Annotated in this window: 12 protein-coding genes; 6 read left to right on the top strand and 6 right to left on the bottom strand. The window is 59.1% G+C overall.

What is annotated here, in order from left to right; genetic code table 11:
* Positions 1 to 60 precede the first annotated feature (60 nt).
* From CVE23_RS21735 to CVE23_RS21710, 6 genes are all read right to left on the bottom strand, one after another.
* Positions 61 to 594: a DUF3828 domain-containing protein gene (locus CVE23_RS21735; protein WP_049853797.1), complete on the bottom strand. Its 534-nt coding sequence runs from the start codon at positions 592 to 594 to the stop codon at positions 61 to 63.
* Between the two features lie 58 nt (positions 595 to 652).
* Complete coding sequence (locus CVE23_RS21730; RefSeq protein ID WP_100850325.1) at positions 653 to 1,900, bottom strand: type II toxin-antitoxin system HipA family toxin; 1,248 nt, start codon at positions 1,898 to 1,900, stop codon at positions 653 to 655.
* Positions 1,893 to 2,165 carry a helix-turn-helix domain-containing protein gene (locus CVE23_RS21725; RefSeq protein ID WP_049853795.1) on the bottom strand — a complete coding sequence of 91 codons (273 nt, stop codon included), beginning with the start codon at positions 2,163 to 2,165 and terminating at the stop codon, positions 1,893 to 1,895. The genes CVE23_RS21730 and CVE23_RS21725 overlap by 8 nt, the downstream gene beginning before the upstream one ends.
* Before the next feature lie 97 nt (positions 2,166 to 2,262).
* Positions 2,263 to 3,696, bottom strand: a complete 1,434-nt coding sequence (locus CVE23_RS21720; RefSeq protein WP_100850324.1) for an aminotransferase-like domain-containing protein — start codon at positions 3,694 to 3,696, stop codon at positions 2,263 to 2,265.
* A 118-nt stretch (positions 3,697 to 3,814) separates the two neighbouring features.
* On the bottom strand, positions 3,815 to 4,186 hold the full coding sequence (locus CVE23_RS21715) for a VOC family protein (protein WP_038917414.1): 372 nt from the start codon (positions 4,184 to 4,186) through the stop codon (positions 3,815 to 3,817).
* 121 nt (positions 4,187 to 4,307) lie between these two features.
* Entirely contained in the window at positions 4,308 to 5,009 is a 702-nt protein-coding gene (locus tag CVE23_RS21710) for a helix-turn-helix transcriptional regulator (RefSeq protein ID WP_100850323.1), read from the bottom strand.
* 216 nt (positions 5,010 to 5,225) lie between these two features.
* Between CVE23_RS21710 and CVE23_RS21705 the strand changes: the two genes are divergently transcribed.
* The 6 genes from CVE23_RS21705 (at position 5,226) to CVE23_RS21680 (ending at position 16,773) form a co-directional block, all read left to right on the top strand.
* On the top strand, positions 5,226 to 6,134 hold the full coding sequence (locus CVE23_RS21705; RefSeq protein WP_100850322.1) for an EamA family transporter: 909 nt from the start codon (positions 5,226 to 5,228) through the stop codon (positions 6,132 to 6,134).
* A gap of 463 nt (positions 6,135 to 6,597) precedes the next feature.
* Positions 6,598 to 7,197 carry a cellulose biosynthesis protein BcsO gene (gene bcsO, locus CVE23_RS21700; protein ID WP_100850321.1) on the top strand — a complete coding sequence of 200 codons (600 nt, stop codon included), beginning with the start codon at positions 6,598 to 6,600 and terminating at the stop codon, positions 7,195 to 7,197.
* Positions 7,188 to 8,003, top strand: coding sequence for a cellulose biosynthesis protein BcsQ (bcsQ, locus tag CVE23_RS21695; protein WP_038664349.1), 816 nt, complete (start codon positions 7,188 to 7,190; stop codon positions 8,001 to 8,003). Before bcsO ends, bcsQ begins: the two co-directional genes overlap by 10 nt.
* A 108-nt stretch (positions 8,004 to 8,111) precedes the next feature.
* The gene (gene bcsA / locus CVE23_RS21690; RefSeq protein WP_049842577.1) at positions 8,112 to 10,202 is read left to right on the top strand and encodes a UDP-forming cellulose synthase catalytic subunit; all 2,091 of its coding nucleotides are present in this window, start codon (positions 8,112 to 8,114) and stop codon (positions 10,200 to 10,202) included.
* The gene (bcsB, locus tag CVE23_RS21685; RefSeq protein ID WP_100850320.1) at positions 10,199 to 12,718 is read left to right on the top strand and encodes a cellulose biosynthesis cyclic di-GMP-binding regulatory protein BcsB; all 2,520 of its coding nucleotides are present in this window, start codon (positions 10,199 to 10,201) and stop codon (positions 12,716 to 12,718) included. Before bcsA ends, bcsB begins: the two co-directional genes overlap by 4 nt.
* 11 nt (positions 12,719 to 12,729) lie before the next feature.
* Positions 12,730 to 16,773: a cellulose biosynthesis protein BcsC gene (locus CVE23_RS21680; protein ID WP_100850319.1), complete on the top strand. Its 4,044-nt coding sequence runs from the start codon at positions 12,730 to 12,732 to the stop codon at positions 16,771 to 16,773.

Here is a 16,773-nt window from a genome sequence, read left to right as displayed (position 1 = left end):
GATTAAAACCGGGGCCGTTTTTTATACGCAGAATCGGCTGAGCGGCCTTACACGCATAACTTATTTTTTGGTAAACATCTCGTTCAGATCCGTCACCGAGCGCAGCTTCCAGGCACCGTCTTCCTGCACATAACAACTGACGAGGCGTTTCGGGCTTTTTTTGCCCAACACCATATACAGGTTGGCGCAGACAGGGTCGGCATCGGTACTTTCGATACTGATATTCTGCCGCCAGTCGTCATCGTCAAAATCCTGTACCCGGAGAAAGAAATCCACATCCATGGAAACCTTTGAGGTACGCAGCGCCTTGACGGTGTCGCGGGCGACATACTTCTCCAGTGCCGGGTCATTATCCTGAATAGGGTGCTTGTCCTGGATAATTTGCCCGAGATACCACTGATAAAAGGCAATCGCCTGTTTTGCCGCGCCATCGGTATCCACGTATTCCTCTTCTTCCTCTTCAGCGGCGGGGGCGGCGCTGGGAGCCGTCAGCTCGGCTTTGAGCGTATCCGCATCGGCATGCTTTGGCGCCGGGGCGTCGGCTGCATAGGATGCGGCGGATAACAGCAGTACCAGAGGGAGTAACTTGTTCATTTTTATATCCTTATAACAGTTCAGTAATTGTGTTAGACGTTCGACGGGATAGGGCGCTTTATTCTCTCAATTGCCGCCACTTGCTATCGATCTCCCGCTGAATGGTGGTGATCAATGGAGCTGGTAGGTTGAAATGGCTGGCTTCACGATGAAAATCTTTGGCAACTTCGTAGAGTTCATCCACGATTTTGAGCACAGCGTTAGCTCCCGATAAACCAGCCTGCCCCGCCAGTTGCTCCATTGCGCTTAGGGTAATTCGTGAGCCATGACCATTAAACGCCGTCATATGTTCTCCCTGTGGCGATGGGCTGTAGACCACATCATAAAACGGGGAAAGCCGCCAGTTGTCCTGATCGTCCGCCAGAAACGAGAAGTTTTTGGCATGGTCGTCCTGATTGACCAACAGATAATTGAACAGTGCCCGGCGCAGTAACTTTCTGGCTTCCGCCACGCCGCACAGCAGTCGCGTTGCCTTGACCAAATCGACATAATCCAGAGAGGGGGCGCGGAAGCTCGCATCCAGCAAGCCGCTGGCGGATACCATATGCAACCGGCCTGTTTCGCCCACGCAGTCAAATCGGGATTGTTGTAACCAATAGCGCCCTTCACCGACAGGCAGTAACTCAAAGTCAGCCACATCAATACCGGCCTGCCTGGCTATTTTCATATAGAGATACTCGATCTGGCTTTCAGCGTGCTGGAGAGCGAATTTTTCTGACGTGAGCTTGACCAGCAGCTTGTCGCCCGCTGTATCCTGACGAGTGGTAAAAGAACCGTCAGGTTTTTTTGTTACGCTGAGCTTCGGTCTGGCGCCGCCAGAACCCCCGGCATTCATCAGGTGCGCAATCAGGCTGGATTCCGTGCCTTCGAACTCTTCGACAGCGGCATAACCCAGTTGAATCAGCTCAATCAGCTCTTCACCAACCCCATCAGGGCGGGACATTGCTGGTTCATAGCGCAATGCGCCCGGGCCACGGTGACCGATAAAAGCCAGTCTTTCCAGAGCAGTAATCCGAGCGGGGTTATAACCCTGCTGGCGGAAAAATCGGTCCATCAGATACAAACCCCAGCCATCAGGCAGACTGTCGCCAAATATGCCGTGTAAGCCGTAATGAGGCTGGTGCGGCGCTGCCTGAAGCTGATTATTGAAGACCAGATTGAAAGGGCCGAGCGAGGATGTATGGCCAGCGAGATAGTCTGCGTCATACTGGAAATAGACGCCCTGGCGGTTTTCCGCCAGTTGCCCAACCCGTTCGTCCCGGCCATCACTTAAGCGGCGTATGACATCCAGCGGCACACTAAGCATTTTTGAGCACCTCTTCGATGCTGGTCGGCGTATGTGACTGATGGGTGAGCATGTTGAGATCGTTCAGGTTGCCCAGTACTTCGTACAGCATCAGAAACTGTCTTAGCGAGATATTACCGGTCGCTTCAAACTTTCGGATAGTGCTGTTGGGAACACCGGACTGTCGGGACAGGGCGTCGACAGAGAGTTTGCGATGTTTGCGCATCGCTTTCAGGTGCTGTTTGAGGTTTTGTTGAATATCGTAAGCCGTGTGTAGCGATAGCATATCAAGGCTCCTGATTATGCCAAATTTGCTACTATATTAGCAAATTTTGTGAAAAAGTGGCATTGATTGCTACTATGGTGGCAACCAATGTTATTGGCTACTGCATCAATTCCACTGGGCGATCGGTTCCGTTCTCCCGCACCCAGTGCGCCAGCAGCCGAATAGCGTCGTGTACCTCTTCGTTCCAGCCGAAACCGGCGTTGAGCCGTAGGCAGTGGTCGTAGCGCCGGTCGGTGGCGAAAATGTGCCCCGGCGCGATGCCGATGCCCTGCTGCCGGGCGCGGGAAAACAGATCGCGCGACGAGCAACAGCCCGGCGGCAGCGTGACCCAGATGGCGTAGCCGCCTTCCGGTTGCGAGATCTGGGTGCCGGCCGGGAAGTAATGCAGCACCGCCTGACGCAGCCGGGCAACCTGGCGCGCCAGTTCGCGGCGTAGTTTGCGCAGATGGGCGTCGTAACCGCCATTGCGCAACAGATCGGCCAGCGCCACCTGCGGCGTCAGCGACGTGCCCATGGTGGAGGTGAATTTGAGGGCGGCGAGTTTGCGCTGCCAGTGAGCGCTGCTGACCCAGCCGATGCGGATGCCGGGGCCGACCGTCTTGGAAAAGCCGTTGCAGAGCAGCACATTGGGGCTGAACGCGCGTAACGGAAACGGCCGCTGTTCGCCGAAAGCGGTATCGGCGAAGGTATCGTCTTCAATCAGCGCGATGCCGTACCGATCCGCCGCGTCGGCGATACGGCGCTTGTAGGTATCCGGCAAGCTGGTGCCGAGCGGATTGTTGATGTTGGTCAGCGAGATGAACGCGCTCACCTGACGCTGGCTGAACAGCGACTCCAGTTGGTCTACATCCATATGCCCGCTGGCGTCCTGCCCGACTTCCACCACCCGCAATCCCAGATTGCGCAACATCTGCAACAGCACGAAATAGCAGGGCGACTGCACCGCCACCGCGTCGCCGCTACGGGTCACCGCCCGCAACGACAGCGACAGCGCTTCGATGCAGCCGTTGGTGATCAGAATATCGTCGGGATGCAGATGGCAGCCGTAATCCAACGCCCGACGGGCGATCTCTTCTTTTAGCGGCAAATAGCCGCTGCCCTTGACGTCGTTGCCCAGCATCATCGGATTGGTGTAACTGGCCTGACGGATGAGCCGCCCCATCTTTTTCAGCGGATAGAGCGCGTTATCGCCGTTAGCCAAGTCGAGCCGCACCCGGCATTCGGTGCCGACCAGCGACAGGTGCAATTCGGTTTGTTCGTCGAGCACCGGCAGCGCGACCGGCTGCGGGACCGCCGTCATGGCATTGCTGCGGCGCGTGTCGGCGACGAAAAAGCCGGATTTGGGTCGGGCGAGGGCGAAATGCTCATCTTCCAGCGTGCGCAGCACCTTCATCGCCGTGGTGGCGCTGGTGCCATGTTGCTGCGCCAGCGCCCGCACCGACGGGAGCCGGTGATGGGCAGGCAACGTGCCGCTCTGGATGGCCCGAATGAAGTGATCGGCAATCTGGCGGTAACGGGGGGTGTCTGACATCGGGAGGCCCTGAATTCAGCAGTGATGCCGACAGGTTACGTTGAAGCGTAGGCGACAGGCAATCCTGCCGTATCGCTAAACCAGCCAGCCCGCAGGCCAACGGGCTGGCCGGCTATCCTCAGGCGTTGGGATAGGCAAAAACGCGCAGACGATGGCCGTCCGGATCCAGCACCGTAAAGGTGTAGCCAAAGTCCACGGTGGTCGGTATCTGAACGACGGTCACGTCCTGTGCGGTCCAGCGGGCGTAGCAGGCATCGACCGCCGCCGGGTCCGGCAGACGGAAAGCCAGCTCGCTGGAAAAGCCCGGCTGGGCAACGGCGGGCTCTACGGTGTGTTTTGACCACAGCCCCAGCACCAGGTCGGCTTTCAGCGCAAACATCGCAAAAGTGGGAGATTGTTCTACCGGGGTCAGATCCAGCAGTTGACCGTAGAAACGGGCGCTGCGGGCCGGGTTATCAACGTAGAAAAGTACGTAATGGGCGTCTGTCATGATGCACTCCGATAAAGAGATAAGCAGGCGGTGTCCCGTATAAGCGCGGGATGTCGCCTGGGTTCGAAAGTCCGGCTGTGTGCCGTATTCGTACCTTATCTCGCTTCGCTGACAGTTTTTGTCAGTAGCCTTCTTTGGGCAATCGGATACCTTGCTGCTCTCGCCATTGTTTGAACAGACGGCGTCGCGACACCGGGTAGGTTTCGGCTTCGACCGCAAAGGCGAGGATGCGGTCGGTGCGGAAGTGGCGGAACGCCTGACGCGTTTCGCACCAGGCGCCAAGAACCCGGACCTGTTCGAAATAACCCAGCACGAACGGCCAGATCAGGCGGGTTGAGGTATTGCCCTGCCCGTCCTGATAATGCAGCGTGACTTTGCGTCCGTCGCGGATCGCCTGACGCAGCGGTTGCAGGTCGACGCTATCGCGTGCCGTCAGGTTCGCCGGCGCCACCAGCAGCGTGGTGCCGTCCAGCGTGTCGCGCAGCGCATCGGGCAGCACGGCGGCGATCTTCATCAGTGCGCTTCTGGCGCCTTCCTGCAAACGAGGGTCCGCCTGTCTGGCCACCCAACGCGACCCCAGCACCAGCGCTTCAATCTCTTCTTCGGTAAACATCAGCGGCGGCAGGGTGAAACCCGGTTGCAGCACGTAGCCGAGGCCGGCTTCGCCGATAATCGGCGCGCCCTGGGATTGCAGCGTGGCGATATCGCGGTACAGCGTGCGCAGGCTGATGCCCAGTTTGTCCGCCAACTGCGGGCCGGGCACGGCGAAACGATGGCTTCTCAGCAATTGGATCAGGGTGAGCAGGCGTTGGGCGCGGGACATGCGTGATTTTCCCTCTTAAACCGGATGTGGCGGTTGTAACCGGATATCGTGAGCAACCGGATATCGTGAGTAACCGGATATCGTGATGGTATCCGGATATCGTGATTGTACACCGGCGCTCTGTATTACCTGTCATTGCGCGCAACTGTGTCTGTCGGCAGTACCGATTTACCAGTAGGTTAATCAGCAGGTGTGCTTCTTGAAGGCAGGAAAAAAATGACAATAAAAGATCAGTTGCTGGCGTTGTGCGTGGTGGTGGTGTGGGGCGTTAATTTTGTGGTGATGAAAATCGGCCTGCATGATATGCCGCCGTTTCTGCTGGCCGGGCTGCGTTTTTTGCTGGTGGCGTTGCCCGCCATCCTGCTGGTGCCGCGTCCGGCGTTGCCGTGGCGCTGGCTGGCGGCGTATGGCATGACCATCAGTTTCGGGCAGTTCGCCTTTCTGTTCTGCGCCATCAAAATGGGGATGCCGGTGGGTATGGCGTCGCTGGTGATCCAGTCGCAGGCGTTCTTTACCCTGATGCTGGGCGCATGGTGGTTGGAAGAACGGCTGCAGTGGAATCAATGGTTGGGGATTCTGGTAGCGGCGCTGGGCATGGTGGTGCTGGCCGAGAGCAATACGGCCAACGCGTCGCAGCCGGGCATGACGTTGACCACGCTGTTGCTGACGCTGGCGGCGGCGGCTTCCTGGGCCTGTGGCAATATCTGCAACAAGCAGATTATGCGCCGTCACACGGTGAACGCCATGTCGCTGGTGGTCTGGAGCGCTCTGATTCCGGTTGGTCCGTTCCTGCTGTGTTCCTGGCTGTTCGAAGGCGGAGACACGATAGTCGCCAGCCTGACGTCTATTCGTTTGTCCACCGTGCTGGCGTTGATGTATCTGTCGTTTATTTCCACCCTGATTGGATACGCCATCTGGGGCAACCTGCTGTCGCGTTATGAAACCTGGCGGGTGGCGCCGCTGTCGCTGCTGGTGCCGGTGGTCGGTATCCTGAGCGCGGCGTTGTTGCTGGGCGAAAATCTGTCGACCGGGCAGCTACTGGGAGCGCTGCTGGTCATGCTGGGGCTGCTGGTCAATGTGTTCGGCGCGCGGCTATGGTCGTTGCGGACGGCGCGTCAGCCCTAATTTTGGTGATAAAGGCCGGTTCCTCCGGCCTTGTCCCGTTGCGGGGCGCAAATGCCGTCGGAGGCAGGGACTGGCAAAAATAAAGGCAGATAGTCTGGAGGAGTAGGGTTAGCTCGATTATTTAATTTATTTTAACAATTTGGTGAATATTTAATCATGGATTTCAGGTGAGCACTGCGCTATCTTCACGTTGGTCTATTTATCATCCGATACCAATCCATTAATTTCTTCTGTGATTACCCGTAGATTAACTATCTATATAGTGAAATTTCAGTCGGGTGAATTATGTTTTTTCAAGCAGTTAGAGAGAGGGGGTTTTACTTACGGATTATTTGTTTATTTTTCTGGAGTAATTTACCTTCGTCACAAATATCGGTATAAGACTAATCCGAAAAGATTGTTTTTTGCGCTGTTACCCAGCGCCATATTCGCCGTCACCCTTTTCCAGGGAAATGTCAGTTAGATGAAAAGTTATGATGATATGCAGCGCTTTAAGGACAAAGCCCAGATAAAAGATATTAATTTCAGGGACATGTCCGGCCAGGTATTGCAATCTGAAACCGTAGTCTGGCCGATTATGAAACAGCTGTTGCGCAATCAGACCGGTGATGACGACACGCTATCTGGCGCGCAACCGGTGAGTATTGCGCAGCCTGTGCCGGTGAGCCAACACGTCTTGTCAGCGCCTGCGGCGTCTTCATCGTCGTCCCGCCGCGTAGCGCCACCATCTAGCTTGAGCGCTGCTCCTTCCGAGGGCAATCAGCACTCTCTGTTTAACGCTATTGCCGCATCGTTGCCGCCTGCTGAGGCGGTCTCGGTTCCTGTGCCGCAACCGGCGGCGCCGGCGCCACAAGCGGCGGTCCTGGCGATGGAAACGGCGCAGCCTGAAGCGGCGCGCCGACATTTGCTGGCGTCTGCACCGGCGGTGAGCGAGGCCAGCGTTGCATCCGACGCCGGCCGGTTCCGCCAGTTATTCAGTAGCCACCGCCATGATGAAATTCATTCGGTATCCAAGACCATGTTGTTGAAACCCTTGCTGGAGAAAATTGCGTTATGCCGTTAGTTTGTGTTTGTTCTCCGAAAGGTGGCGTCGGCAAAACCACCATGGCGGCTAATCTGGCATATGCGCTGGCCCGCGGGGGCAGCAAGGTGCTGGCGATTGATTTTGATGTGCAGAACGCGCTGCGCCTGCATTTTGGCGTACCGCTCGGCGATGAGCGCGGTTATGTCGCTAAATCCGACGAAACGGCGGACTGGAGCCAGTCCATCCTGACTACCGACGATAATATTTTCGTGCTGCCTTACGGCAACGTCACCGAAGATCAACGGCTGGCGTTTGAGCATAATCTGGCAAGCGATCCGCTGTTTCTCAAGCGTGGCCTCAGCACGGTGATGAACTACCCGGGATTGGTGATCGTGGCGGATTTTCCGCCCGGACCGAGTCCGGCGCTGAAAGCCATGACCGACCTGGCCGACCTGCACCTGATGGTGATGATGGCGGATACCGCGTCGTTGTCGCTGATGCCGTATATCGAAGACAACAAACTGACCGGTCAGCGTCTGAACCGGAAAAAGGGTTACTACCTGCTGCTGAATCAGACGGATAACCGCCGTGCTATCAGCAGCCAGGTTTCGTCGTTTGTTCAGCAGCGTATGCCGGACAAACTGATTGGCAGCGTACACCGTGATGAGAGTGTCGCTGAAGCCAATGCCTCCCAACGCTCCATTTTTGATTTCAGCCCTGTCTCCGCCGCTGCGTTTGATATTGAGCTTATCGGAAAACGCGTTGCGGCTCTGCTGGATATCAGGATTGGCAACGGAGAAGTTCACGCCGATTTTCCAGCTTATCAGGCTGTACCGGCCAGTTAAGCGCCGGTCAGCCTAGACTCGTACGAAATTGACATTATCTGGCTGGTTTTTTCAGCGCAAGGCATGCTCGCGCGGGCGTTTTCTATCCATTAAATATCAGGATAATCGATGAAAAAAATCCTGTTTTTGGTTTTATTGTTGTTATTGCTACCGGCTGCGGCGGTGATTGTCATCACCCCGATGGACAGTGAAAAACAATATATATTCGGTCTGATCAGCATGGCGCTGATGTTTTTGCTGGGGCTGAGCAAGCGCCGGCAGGTGACGGTCGTACTGATAGTGCTGTCGATATTGACCTCGACACGCTATATATACTGGCGCGCAACGGAAACCCTGCATTTCAATTCTGAAATTGAAGCCATTCTTGGCATCGGGTTATTTATCGCCGAATTCTATGTCTGGGTGATTCTGCTATTGGGCTTTCTCCAGACTGCCTGGCCGCTGGAACGCGTTATTGAGCCGATGCCGGAAGACACCCAATTATGGCCGACGGTGGATGTGTATATCCCCACCTATAACGAAAGCCTGGATGTGGTGCGTGATACGGTGCTGGCCGCACAGTGTATCGACTACCCGCGCGAAAAAATAAAAGTCTATCTGCTGGATGACGGCAGGCGCAGCGAGTTTGCCGTGTTCGCCTCGCAGGCTGGTATCGGCTATATCACCCGCGATAACAACGCGCATGCCAAGGCCGGTAACCTCAATCACGCGCTTAAGCTGACTCAGGGCGAACTGATCTGCGTATTTGACTGCGACCACGTCGCCAAGCGCATCTTCCTGCAGGCCACGGTTGGCCCGTTCCTGTCGGACCCGAAGCTGGCGCTGTTGCAGACGCCGCACTACTTCTATTCGCCGGACCCGTTTGAGCGTAACCTGCGTGCGGCGCGCGACATGCCGAACGAAGGCGCGCTGTTCTACGGACCGGTGCAACAGGGCAATGACCTTTGGAACGCCGCCTTTTTCTGCGGCTCCTGCGCGGTGATTCGCCGTGCGGCGCTGGATGAGATCGGCGGTTTTGCGGTAGAAACCGTGACGGAAGACGCGCACACCGCCATCAAGATGCAGCGCAAAGGCTGGAAATCCGCTTTTCTGGCGATTCCGCTGGCGGCGGGCCTGGCGACCGAGCGACTGGTGCTGCACGTGATCCAGCGTACCCGCTGGGCGCGCGGCATGACGCAGATTTTCCGGATTGATAACCCGCTGCTGGGGCGCGGGCTGAGCTGGCAGCAGCGGCTGTGCTACCTCAACGCCATGCTGCATTTCCAGTTCGGCCTGCCGCGAGTGGTGTTCCTGACTGCGCCGCTGGCCTACCTGCTGTTCAACCTCAATATCATTCATGCCTCGGCGGCGATGATCTTTGCCTATGCGCTGCCGCATCTGGTGATATCGATGTACCTCAACTCGCGCATGAACGGGCGTTTCCGGTACAGCTTCTGGGGCGAGATTTACGAAACGGTGATGGCGTTCCATCTGGTAATCCCGACGCTGATTACCCTGTTTTCGCCGACGCGCGGCAAGTTCAACGTGACCGATAAAGGCGGCCTGTTGGACGAAGGCTTTTTTGATTTTCGCATCGTGCGCCCGCACATCGTTGCCGCGGTTTTGCTGGGGGCGGGCGTTCTGGCCGGCATTACCCGCATCGCGGCGCATGATTATTTCAACGTTGACCCCTATGTGATAGTGCTGAACGTGGTGTGGGCATTACTCAGTTTGCTGACCCTGCTGGCGGCGATTGCCGTGGCGCGGGAAACCAAACAAGTGCGTAAAACCATCCGCGTCGATGTGGACGTACCCGCGATCATCCATTACGCCAGCGGTATCGCGTCCCGCGCCACCACCATCAACCTGTCGATGGGCGGGGTGCAGCTCAAAGCGCCGGATCAGCGTCATAAAACCGATGAAATTGAAGCCGTTGAACTGTTGCTGCAATCCAGCGAAATCTGCCTGCCGGTGCAGTTGGTGGCGGCGGATGACGACATCATTCGCCTGCAATTCGTCGATATTCCGTTAGCCCAGCGCCGGGCGCTGGTGCGGGTGGTGTTGTCGCGCGCGGATGCCTGGATGAATCCGCCCTGGCCGCAGGACCGCCCTTTGCGTTCGTTGTGGGCGGTGGTTCGCACCGTTTGCGCGTTCTTCTGGATGAGTTTGCGGGGCCGCGGCAGGAAGGCGGACCTGAAGAAGGAGGACGTCGCAGCATGATGACGCCACGTTTTATGAAAGCGCTGTTGTCCCTGTGCGTGGGCGGCGTGTTGGCGCTGGGCGGCAACGGGGCGCTGGCCGCCGGCGATGCGGCGGATGCGCCGCTGCCCGCCATGCTCAGCCCCGGCGGCAGCAATCCACAGCCCGCTGCGACCGAACCTGCGCCTGTTACGGACTCCGCTGCGGCCCCGACCACGGCGCTGCCGGCGATGCCGCCAGTAACGTCGCCGGCGACGCCGTCTGCGGTCACGCCAGTTGCGGCGCCGACGGCCTCGGATTTTCCTGCGCCGCTGTCGCTGACCACGCCTTCCATGCTGTTGCCGACGCCCGTCGGCGATCAGACGGCGGCGGGTTACCAGCCGCTGGCCAGCAGCGTCTCCGTGGCGCAGATGGGGCAAATTCATGGGATTACGCTAGCGGGCGGTCAGGCGCAGGCCGGGGTGATTTTCACCCTGCCCGGCGATCAGGTGGTGACCAATGCGCGTCTGGATCTGGCGCTACGAGTGTCGCCCGAACTGGCGGCGCTCAATACGTCGATGCAGCTGATGCTGAACGGTCAGCCGCTGGGCACCGTGCCGCTCAACGCCGCCACCGGCGACAGTACCCTGTTTCAGCTGGATATTCCCGCCGCGATGGTGGTGTCCAGCAACAACCTGAGCTTTCGCATCAATGACGCCGATCGCCTGCTGTGCGAACGCGACAGCGCGACCCGCTACAACCTGACGATTTTGCCGACCACCACCCTGAATCTGGAAGGTCAGCAGCTTGATATCGGCACCCGGCTGGAGAATTTCCCGCGTCCGTTTATCGACCCGTTGCAGATGACGCCCGCCACCGTGCCGATGGTATTTCCGGCCGATGTCACCCCCGAGCAGGTCAGTGCGGCATCGCTGGTGGCCTCCTGGCTGGGGATGCGTATGGACGGCTACGGCGTGACTTTCCCGGTAATACGCGATGCGTTGCCCGAGAAGAGCGGCATGGTGTTTGGCCGCCCTGGGGACAAAGTGGGCACGCTGACGCTGCCGGACGTTACCGGCCCCACGCTGCAACTGATTGATAACCCGGTAAACCCGGTTTACAAACTGATGCTGGTCGTGGGCAAGGATGACGAACAGTTGCGACAGGCGGCGTACCGTCTGGTCAGCCAGCCGTTGACTGGCGATGCTTCAACCCTGTCGGTGGCGCAGCAGACCATACCGTTCCGCCGCGCCTATGACGCGCCGCGCTGGATCAACACCGACCGGCCGGTACGGCTGAGCGAACTGTTGCGCAACGATCAAAGCATGACGGTCAGCGGGCTGTGGCATGAGGCGTTGCGCATCAACTTCCGCGCCGCGCCGGATCTGTTCCTGTGGGACGGCGACACCATTCCGGTGAAAGTCGACTACCGCTTCCCGTCGGAAAGCTGGATTGACGAAAGCCGCTCATACCTGAACGTGATGCTCAACGGCACCTTCCTGCGCAACCTGACGGTGAACAAAGTCGGCGTGTTGCAGCAGCTGTGGCGCGAAATGGGCGGCGATACCCGTCAGGAAAACTATACGCTGAAGGTCGAGCCGTACCTGATTTACGGCTACAACCAGTTCCAGCTCTATTTCAACATTCGCGCCAAGGATGATGCGCCCTGCAGCGTGCTGCTCAACAACAACATCAAGAGCCAGATTGCCGACAGCGCGTCGATCGATCTGAGCCGGACGCGCCATTTCACCCTGCTGCCGAATCTCTCCTATTTCGTGGGCGTGGCGTTTCCGTTTACCCGTCAGGCGGATTACGCCCAGACGGTGATGCTGCTGCCGGAAAAACCCACCAACGCCGAAATCGGCCTGTTGTTGGATCTGGCCGGACGCGCCAGCGACGCCACCGGCGTGAGTCTCAACCACAACCGTGTGATGTTCGGCCTGCCGGCCAACGCGGCGGATCGCCAGAAGCTCGAAAACAGCGACGTGCTGGCGGTCACCACGCTGCCGCAGGCCGCGTTCAATCAGAACCTGCTGTCTGGCTCGCCCTACACGGTTAACGACCATACCTTCGGCGTCAGAGCGCCGGGCGCGTGGGAGCGCGCGCGAACCCTGTTGACCGGCGATTGGGACCGCGCGCCGCTGGATGCGGACCGCTATTTCTCGTCCAACGAGGCCTGGCGCGGTTTCCTCAGCTACCGGTCGCCGTGGAACCCCGAGCGAGTGGTGGTGGTTGCCACCGGCAGCGGCGACGAACAGTTATTGCGGTTGTATGGCGACCTGAACTCGCCGAACATCAACGCCGCGGTGCGGGGCGATACCGCCATCATCACCGATGAAAACGGCGTGCGCAGTTTCCGGGTCGGGCCGCAGTTCCCCAGCGGCGAAATGCCCTGGTACATGATGATTGTCTGGTACGCCAATCAGCACTCGGTGTTGCTGGCGCTAGCGGCGTTGCTGCTGGCGGCGGTCGTGGGGCTTAGTCTGGCGTCGATCCTCCGGCGGCTGGCGGAGAAAAGGCTGTCGACCCGACGCGATGCGGGTTTAGATAAAAAATAAGCGAGCCACCTATGAAGATGACGACATTAACAGCCCGCATCCGTCAGTCACTGTCTCTCACCGGGGTGGTGGTCGGCGGCGTGCTATCGGCCTCCGCGCTGGCGGCGCAGACGAATCCGGCGCTGCAGGCGCTGTTTGAGCAGGCGGATTACTGGCATCAGCGCTCTCACGACGATCTTGCCCGCGACGCGCTGCAGAAAATTCTGCGGGTGGATGCCAACAACCCGCGCGCGCTTTACCTGATGGCGCTGTATGCCCAGAACAGCGGCGACAGCGCCGAAGCGGCCAAATGGCGCGAACGCCTGAGCACGGCATCGCCGCAGGACCCGCTGTTGCAGGCGCTGGACAACGCTCGCCAGGCCGCGACCATTCCGCAGGCGCAACTGGCGCTGGCGCGTCAGCAGGCGCGCAGCGGCAATATCAGCGCCTCGCTGCAAACCTGGCGCAATCTGTTCAGCGGCACCCAGCCGCCCGCCGGCATCGCGGCGGAATACTATCTGACCATGGCGGGCGACCGCACGCTGCTGCCGCAGGCGATTGATCACCTGCGTGAATTTGCGGCGGCGCATCCGCAGGACACCAATGCCGCCGTGGCGCTCGGCAAGGCGCTGACCTATCAGGAACCGACCCGCCGCGAAGGGGTGCAGATCCTGAGCGGGCTGGCGTCCGGCAGCGCCGATGCCGATCAGGCGATGCGGCAGGCGCTGCTGTGGTTGGGGCCGAAAGCGGACGACGCGCCGTTCTATCAGCTCTACCAGCAGCGGCACCCGCAGGACACGGCGGTGATGGACTATTACCGCAAGAATGTGGGCGGCAGCGAGAAAGACAAAGGGTTTACCGCACTCAACAGCGGCGATCTGTCCAGCGCGCAAACTGCGTTCAGTCAGGTGCTGCAGGCTAACCCGGAAGACGCGGATGCGCTGGCGGGGATGGGGTATGCCGCCCAGCGACGCGGCGATTTTGCCGCTGCGGCGTCCTATCTGGAGCGAGCGGCCCGGCAAGGCGGCGAAAACAGCACGCAGCGCCAGCAGCAGGCGGAAGACGCTCGTTTCTACGCCCAACTGGCGAATGCCCAGCAGGCGATGAAGAGCGGCAATACGGCGCAGGCGCTGACCCTGAGCGAACCGCTGGCGCAGGCCGGCGGCGACAAAGGGCTGACGGCGAAACTGTTCCGGGCTGACGTGCTGCGCCGCACCAACAACTTCCCGCAGGCGGAACGGTTATATCGCGAGGTTCTGCAAACCGACGTCGATAATCGCAACGCCAAAGAAGGGCTGTATTACGTACTGCGCGAACAAAACCGCGCCGATGAGGCCAATACGCTGTTCGCGGCCTTGCCGGAGAGCGTGCGGCGCAGCATGGCGCCGCGCCCGGTCGCGACCAGCGCGCCGGTGCGCAATGAAGCCAAACAGGCGCTGGCGGCGGGCGATACCGTCCGCGCCATCGGCCTGTTGCAGCAGGGCATGGCGCGTTTCCCGAACGATGGCTGGCTGAAGCTCGATCTGGCGCGGATTTACCAGCAGCAGGGTAATACGGCGGCCGCCACCTCGCTGATGCAGCCGCTGTTCCGCGCTGGCGCCAGTGCGGACGACCTGTACGCCGCGGCGTTGTTCGCCAGTGAAAATAACGCCTGGCAGCAGGCCAGCACGCTGCTGTCGCGCATTCCGCCGCGTAACCAGAATGAAGATACCCGGAGTCTGGCGCAGCGGGTCAATTTCAATCTGCAGATGGCGACCGCCCAGGTTTATCTGTCGCGGGGCGAAAACGCCGCGGCGGCCAACACCCTGCGGGCGTTGTCGGTGGCGCCGCCGGAAAATCCGGCTGACGCGGGCAAACTGGCCCAGTCGCTGGCGGCTGCCGGCGATACCGCCGCGGCGGTGGCGGTGGTGCGCAACAGCATGCAACGCGGCGTGCAGGGCAATGCCGGCGATTACGCCGATCAGGTTGGGGTGTTGAATCAGGCCGGACTGAGCGATGAAGCGCGGTCGTGGCTGAGTCGCCCGGAACTGGTGGCGCGCAGCAGCACGACGCAGCTGGATGGATTGCGTACCGGTTTCGTGGTGCGCGAGGCCGATCGCCTGCGCGAAAACCAGCAGTATGCGCAGGCTTACGACAAGCTGGCCCGTGCGCTGCAGCGCGATCCGAAAAATACCGATCTGATGTTCGCTATGGCCCGGCTATACCAGTCCGGCAAAATGAACAAAGAGGCGGCGGACGTTTACGATTACCTGTTGTTGCACGATACCCCGACGCAGGACGCGCGCGTCGGCGCCATTAATGTGGCGCTGGAACGTCACGACCCTAAAAAGGCGCATGCGCTGTCAACAGGCTTGCAGGGCGAGCAGACGCCGGAACGGCTGCTGCTGCTGGCTCGGATCGCGGATGCCGAAGGCAACCGCGATCAGGCGCTGGCTTACCTGAAAACCGCCCGCTCGAAAGCGGTGGGGCTGGAAGGCGCTGCGCCAGGCAACGCGCCCGCGATCGGCGGACTGGCGATGACGGACAACCCGTTCATCGATCGTTCGACGCCGGCGGCTACCCGTGTCGCCAACAGTTCTTCCACTTATGGCAGCGTGATGCCGTGGCAGCAGCGTAACGGTGTCGCCAGTGGCGACACCGCGGTGGTGGTGGCTCCGGCCACCACCACACAACAACAGGCTGCTACGCTGACCCAGATTAACGGCATGATGGACGATCTGGAGCGGGATACCGGCGGCTGGGTACAGTCCGGATTGCAGATTCGCGGTCGTGATGGCGAGTCGGGCCTCAGTCGGTTGACTGAAGCCAAAGTACCATTGACCTGGTCGAGCGGCTCGTTTGGGGATGCGCGGATCAATTTTAGCGTCACGCCGATGTCGCTCAGTGCGGGCAGCGCCAGCGGTGATGCTTATCGACGCTACGGCGGCGGTGCGGGTGCGCAGGCGGTTCAGAACATGGTGAATACGGTGAATGCCGAAGTAGATGCATTAACTGATAGTATTCGTAATTCGCTTGCGTCAACCAATCCAGAAGCTGTTTCCTACTACAATTCTATTGCCGATGCTAATGGGCATATCTCTTTTGATGCATTAAATCCTTTAACTGCAACTGGGCAAAGGACGTTGGCATTACTGAATGACCCCAAGAATGCGAATATTAAAAATTTCCTGCTTGCATCGTCGAATAAGCCAAATGTCAATACGGCGAGTTCCAGCGCTACCGACTCGCAAAAAGCGTCTGGGGTTGAACTTAATCTGGGGCTTATCGGCAAAAACTATAAGCTCGATCTCGGCAGTACGCCGCTCGGTCAGGACCTGAATACGCTGGTGGGCGGTGTGCAGTGGTCGCCTAAGCTGACCGATTTCCTGACGTTGATCGTGACCGGCGAACGCCGTGCCGTTACCGATAGTCTGCTTTCTTATGTTGGCAGCAAGGAGGCTTTCAGCGGTAAAAGCTGGGGGCAGGTCACCAAAAACGGCGGCAATGTGTTGTTGAGCTATGACAACGGCGATGTCGGTTTCTATGGCGGAGGCGGTGCTTATAGCTACCTCGGCGAGAACGTGAAAAGCAACACTGGCGTGATGGCGAATGCCGGCGCCTATATTCGGCCGTTCCATGATCGCGACCGTGAGTTGAAAACCGGCGTCAACCTAAGCTGGATGAACTTCGCCAGTAACCTGAGCTACTACAGTTACGGCCAGGGGGGCTATTTCAGTCCGCAGAATTACGTGTCGGTATCGTTGCCGGTGGAATGGAGTCAGAAATACGACAACCTGAGCGTCAAGGCGGGCGTGGCTGTGGGTTATCAGTCTTATTCGCTTGATCGCAGCGATTATTTCCCTAACAACCCGGACTGGCAGGCGTTTCTGGATGATGCTGTGACTAACGGCTTCGCCAAAGAATCCCACTACGCAGGCGACAGCAAGAGCGGCATTGGCTATAACGTGCATGTCGGCGCGGATTATCGCGTTACCAAAGACGTGACCGTTGGCGGACAGATGGGCTATGACACCTTTGGCAACTATAACGAAACCACGGCCCAGCTCTATTTCCGCTACGGGCTCGGAGGCAAATAA

Origin of the sequence: Dickeya fangzhongdai (assembly GCF_002812485.1) — a bacterium.
Lineage (GTDB): Bacteria > Pseudomonadota > Gammaproteobacteria > Enterobacterales > Enterobacteriaceae > Dickeya > Dickeya fangzhongdai.
This window is presented reverse-complemented; position numbering and strand designations above follow the sequence as displayed.

Coding starts and splice junctions, on each gene's coding strand:
- bcsO (WP_100850321.1), top strand. CDS start 6,598: ATGAAAAGTTATGATGATATGCAGCGCTTTAAGGACAAAGCCCAGATA.
- CVE23_RS21710 (WP_100850323.1), bottom strand. CDS start 5,009: ATGTCCCGCGCCCAACGCCTGCTCACCCTGATCCAATTGCTGAGAAGC.
- CVE23_RS21735 (WP_049853797.1), bottom strand. CDS start 594: ATGAACAAGTTACTCCCTCTGGTACTGCTGTTATCCGCCGCATCCTAT.
- CVE23_RS21680 (WP_100850319.1), top strand. CDS start 12,730: ATGAAGATGACGACATTAACAGCCCGCATCCGTCAGTCACTGTCTCTC.
- bcsQ (WP_038664349.1), top strand. CDS start 7,188: ATGCCGTTAGTTTGTGTTTGTTCTCCGAAAGGTGGCGTCGGCAAAACC.
- bcsB (WP_100850320.1), top strand. CDS start 10,199: ATGATGACGCCACGTTTTATGAAAGCGCTGTTGTCCCTGTGCGTGGGC.
- CVE23_RS21705 (WP_100850322.1), top strand. CDS start 5,226: ATGACAATAAAAGATCAGTTGCTGGCGTTGTGCGTGGTGGTGGTGTGG.
- CVE23_RS21725 (WP_049853795.1), bottom strand. CDS start 2,165: ATGCTATCGCTACACACGGCTTACGATATTCAACAAAACCTCAAACAG.
- CVE23_RS21720 (WP_100850324.1), bottom strand. CDS start 3,696: ATGTCAGACACCCCCCGTTACCGCCAGATTGCCGATCACTTCATTCGG.
- CVE23_RS21715 (WP_038917414.1), bottom strand. CDS start 4,186: ATGACAGACGCCCATTACGTACTTTTCTACGTTGATAACCCGGCCCGC.
- bcsA (WP_049842577.1), top strand. CDS start 8,112: ATGAAAAAAATCCTGTTTTTGGTTTTATTGTTGTTATTGCTACCGGCT.
- CVE23_RS21730 (WP_100850325.1), bottom strand. CDS start 1,900: ATGCTTAGTGTGCCGCTGGATGTCATACGCCGCTTAAGTGATGGCCGG.